General features: G+C 70.7%; 3 protein-coding genes. 1 reads left to right on the top strand and 2 read right to left on the bottom strand.

All coding sequences use genetic code 11. The features are described 5' to 3' along the window. Nucleotides 1-702: a SprT-like domain-containing protein gene (locus tag PLL68_RS05155; protein WP_324532282.1), complete on the bottom strand. Its 702-nt coding sequence runs from the start codon at nt 700-702 to the stop codon at nt 1-3. 212 nt (nt 703-914) lie between these two features. On the opposite strand from PLL68_RS05155, the gene PLL68_RS05150 reads away from it, so the two are divergent. After that, on the top strand, nt 915-2,717 hold the full coding sequence (locus PLL68_RS05150) for a SulP family inorganic anion transporter (RefSeq protein WP_324532280.1): 1,803 nt from the start codon (nt 915-917) through the stop codon (nt 2,715-2,717). Between the two features lie 66 nt (nt 2,718-2,783). Here PLL68_RS05150 and PLL68_RS05145 read toward each other — a convergent pair whose 3' ends face one another. Further along, nucleotides 2,784-4,757, bottom strand: coding sequence for a pectate lyase-like domain-containing protein (locus PLL68_RS05145; RefSeq protein WP_324532278.1), 1,974 nt, complete (start codon nt 4,755-4,757; stop codon nt 2,784-2,786). Nucleotides 4,758-4,808 lie beyond the last annotated feature (51 nt).

Genomic DNA, 4,808 nt, shown 5'->3' with positions numbered 1-4,808 from the left:
TCACACCGAGCGGGCTGCCGTCGCCGGCTCGAGGCGGACCAGCTCGAGGGGCAGGCTCACGAGCTCGTCACCGACCCGAACCTGGCAGCGCAGCGTGCCGACGTGCTCGACCTCGCCGGAACGCCCACCCCACGGCCCGGACAGCACGTGCACCACGTCACCGAGGTGGACCGGCGGGCGTCGCGTGGCGGTCGGCCGCACGGTCTCAGCAAGCGCGGCCAGCTGCTCGGCGTACGACGGGGGCAGCGGCACCCGGCGGCCTCGGTACGTCCAGGTGAACAGGTGCTGGGGGTCGAACCGCGTCGAACACTGCCCGCAGGACATCAACCGGGTCGGGCCTCGGTGGCGAGACTTCTCGTGACCCGCCGGGCAGCGCCCGACCCAGTCCTTGGGCACGCGAGGGGCCTCGGGCGAGACGTACTGCCGCCCGCTGGAACCGATCTCGCGAGCCTTGGCCTGCCACACGGCATCATGACCGTGCCGGGGCCCGACGAGGGCGTGGGCGATCTCGTGCAGGATCGTGTCGAGCACCTCGCTCTCGTCGTGCAGCGTGGTCAACGGGCCGCTGATACCGATCTCGCGCCGGGAGTAGCGGCACACCCCGGCCCGGGTCTTGGCGCGGTCGGCGACGATCGTCCAGTCGTCGAGGCCGTGTTCGCGCAGCAGGCGGCGACCCGTGGCCAGTGCCCTGGTGATCTCCATCAGCCCTCCTCTCGCGACCGGTCGTTCCCTGCGGTGTTCCCTACAGCGTCCCTGCGTGGCCCGTGCCCTGATGTGCTGCGCTGTGCCCCCGACCCTAGGACGAGGCACTGACAGCCCCTCGCCACGACGCGCGCCCACGCCCGGCCACCGCTGCGCTGCACACTGATCTGTGGGGGCTGCGCGCTCACGCCCACAGGTGCAGACTGTCCCCCGTGCACGTGCCCACGCCGACCCTGCCCATCGGCCTTCGCCTGCTGCGCAACTACTCCGGTCGCCACCTCCCCCAGGACGTCCTGGCCGGGCTGCTCGTCGCGGCCCTCGCCGTCCCACAGGCCCTCGGGTACGCCGTCGTCGCAGGGGTTCCGGTGCAGGTCGGGCTCTACACCCTGCCGCCGGCACTGCTCGCCTACGCCCTGTTCGGCTCCTCGAGGCTGCTGTTCGTCGGCCCGGTCTCCACGGTCTCGGTGCTCTCGGGCTCGATCGTCGGCGCTCTCTCCGATGGGGACCGGGCACTGGCCATCACCCTCACGGCCACCCTCGCGCTCACCGCCGGGGCCGTGCTCGTCGCCGTGGGGTTGCTCCGGCTGGGATGGGTGGCCCAGTTCCTCAGCGAGCCCATCGTCACCGGTTTCGTCGCCGGCCTCGTCGTGCTCATCGTCATCGGTGAGATCCCCGCCCTGTCGGGAGTGAGCGCCCCGAGCGGCGGTATCTTCCAGCGCATCGACGAGACGGTGCGCAACCTCGGTGACTTCCACGGCGTCACCCTCGCCGTCGGCGCGAGTGCGCTCGCCGTGCTGTTCGTGGGGTCGCGGCTGCTGCCCAGGGCACCCTGGTCGCTCATCGTGCTCGCCGGCGGGATCGCCGTGTCGACCACCGCCGATCTGGCCTCACGAGGCGTACGCGTCGTCGGTGAGGTGCCCACGGGCCTGCCCCTGCCCTCGATGCCCGTGGTCGACGTGCAGCTGTGGAGCGGCATCATCACCGGCGGCATCGCCATCGCTGCCGTCGGCATCGCCGAAGGGCTGGCTGCGGTTCGCACGTTCGCCCCGACCGGAGCCATCGACCCCGAGAGCGACAACCGGGAGTTCGTCGGGCACGGGGCGGCCAACCTGGCCTCCGGCATCTTCGGTGGCATGGGGGTCGGCGGGTCCCTGTCGAAGACGGCGGCCAACGCCCGCGCCGGTGCCTTCACCCAGGTCAGTGGCGTCGCCGCAGCCGTCATCGTCCTGCTCTTCGTCGCCTTCGCCGCCGGGCTGCTCTCCGACCTGCCCCGGGCCGTGTTGTCAGCCATCGTCATCCACGCCGTCTGGGGCCTGGTCAGCCCGTCGACCTTCCGCCGCTACGCCGCGGTGCGCCGCAACGACTTCGTCGCTGCCGTCGTCGCCTTCGGCGGGGTGCTGTTCCTCGGCCCGCTCAACGGTCTGCTCCTTGCGATCGCCCAGTCGCTGCTCGGGCTGGTCTACCGCTCGATGCAGGTGGGCGTCGACGAGATGGGCCGGGTCGAGGGCGAGAAGGCGGCCTGGGGCTCGGTCGGAAACGACTCCAGCCGCCGCACCTACCGCGGGGTCACGGTGTTGCGTCCCGACGGGCCGCTCTTCTGGGCCAACGCGACCTCCGTCGTCGGCCACATCGAGATGGCCACCCGGGCCCGCCAACCGCTCTACGCCGTCGTGCTCGATCTCGAGGCCACCAACCAGATGGACACGACGACCGCCGAGCGGCTCGACGGCCTGCTCACCCGGCTGCGTGCCGAGGGCACCGACCTCTACCTCGTGCGGGTGTTCGGCAACGTGCGTGACGTGCTCTCCAAGTCCGGTTTCCTGGACACCCTCGGCCCCGACCACGTGTGGCACTCGATCGCGGCCGGGGTCAAGGCGGCCCGGGCAGCCCGCGCTGCCGGGATCGACCCGGCCAACCCCTTCCCCACCCCGGACGAGGTCGACCCCCTCGACGAGCCCGATGAGCTCGACGAGGGGGCCGGTGAGCGGATCGCCTCGAAAGGCGAGCGCCCCTGATCCCTCCCGGCGGATGCCGTCCGCTGACGGCATCCGCCGCCCACCACCCGAAGGTGGTGGGACCCGTCAGGGGTAGGAGCCGACGTAGGCCGGCTGACCGGACCTCGTCGCATCGACCTGGTCACCCACGCCGTTGACGACGTGGCGGATGGTGCCCGCGTCGAGGTTGACCGTGAGCAGGTGCGTCATCTTCACGCCCGGGGTGTTCGGCACCTCGAAGCCGTTCTCGGTGACGATGCTCGGGTCGTTGCGGTTGAACACGTAGGACCCGCCACCCCACAGCTGGTGTGACTTCACCGTGGCGCCGACCTTGTAGCCGGGGTAGCCCAGGGTGCCGTCGGCCTGGGTCCAGTCGGCCTGGCTCGGCGGGTCGTAGGGCAGCTCGTTCTGGTAGAGCACCACGCGTCCGCGCTCGCCGTTCCAGATGGTGTTGTGCTCCTGGTAGTGCTCGACGAACAGGCCGGTCGCCGTGACGTCGTCACCGTTGACGATGAGCCCGTTGCGGCCGGTGTTGGTCGCCCAGCGCTGCGAGTCGCCCTCGTTGGGGCCGGTGAAACCCTCGACGCCGTGGTCGGCGCGCCACACCCAGGTGTGGTCGACGAGCACGTTGTCGGCGTCGATCTGCAGCGACACGTCGGCCTTGCCGATGTGCGGTCCACCGACGCGGAAGTACACGTCGCTGAGCGTCACCGGGTTGGCCAGGGTCGAACCCTGAGCCGGGTTGCGGGGCCGGTCTGCGCCGACCTGCATGAGAACCTTCGAGTTCTTCAGCCCGGCGTCGATGGTGACCCCGGCGACGACGATGCCGGCCCGGTCCCACACCGTGATCGGGGTGGCGCCGTTCACGGCGGTCAGCGTCGCGTGGCCCATGCCGAGCACGACCGTGCCGGGGCGCTTGATGTCGATGCTGCGGTTGATGTCGTAGACACCGGGGGTGAGCAGCAGGTTCTTGCCACGAGCGAGCTGGCTGTTGATCGACTGCACCGAGTCACCGGGCTTGGCGATGTGGAACTCGGAGAGGTCCAGGGTGCGGCCGGCTGTCAGGCCGTCACCCCACGTGGTGCCGCGGGTCTGGGCCGCGGCGGCGGGAACCCGCACCTTCCAGGCGCCGTTGGCGTCCATCCACAGCCACGGCTTCTCGCGGCTGAGGGGGGTGGTCTCCAGCGTCGTGTAGGGCTCGGCCGGGAAGTTCGCGTCGCTCGGGGCACCCTCGACACCCGCGAACACCTGGTTCCACACGCCGTTGCTCCAGCCGCCGACCTCGCTGTTGCGGGTCAGCCACTGCTGCTGCGAGCCGTTGAGGACGAACGAGGCCTTGGAGTCGGCGATGAAGCCACCGCTCGCGAACTGCGGGCCCGCGGTGCAGTAGTCCATCAGCGAGAGGTTGCCGCCGGTGACCTCGACCCGTCGCAGGGAGACCGCCTGGCTGACGGCCCAGAAGTTCGCCGTCTGCCGGCATCCGTCCTGACCGGCGCCGTTGACGTTGATCGTGAGGTTGGACAGCGTGCGCCAGAAGTTGTTCAGCGCCACGCAGTAGCTCGTGCCACCGTCGCGAATGCACCGGTTGAACGACTCGACCTTGCCGTTGATGACGACGTCGCCCGGGTCGGCGCCCAGGCCCGCGACCTCGGTGGTGTATCCCACACGGATCTGCAGGGGGTCCTCGGCCGTGCCGTAGGTGCCGGGCTTGAAGAACAGGCTCCAGCGGTTGGTGCCCATCTCGTCGTCGACCTGCTCGGCATGGATGTCGTTGACGACCTCCTCGATGTCGCTCACGGGCATGCTCGGGTCGAACACGATGACGTTGTCACCGAACGGGGTCTGGGTCGCTGCTGCAGGCAGGGCCGCGACGACGGAGGACAGGGACGCCACGGATGCCGTGGATGCTGCGGGTGCCGCACTGGTGGCCGCCGCAGCGGTGGCAGTGCTGACTGCTGCGGCGAGCGTCAGGGCGCCGACGGCGACGACGGATGCCGTGGCGCGCGTTCGCCGTCGGGCTCCGTCGGTGAGCCACGCGGGTCGGGGGTCTGGACTCTTCATGGGCAGGCCTCTCCTCAGCGCGCCCCCTCGCCGATGAGAGAGCGCTCTCTC

This window comes from Ornithinibacter sp., from assembly GCF_035443565.1.
In the GTDB taxonomy this organism is placed as follows: Bacteria; Actinomycetota; Actinomycetes; order Actinomycetales; family Dermatophilaceae; genus Fodinibacter.
The sequence above is the reverse complement of the archived record's forward strand: the minus strand, read 5'-3'. Positions and strand labels throughout refer to the sequence as shown.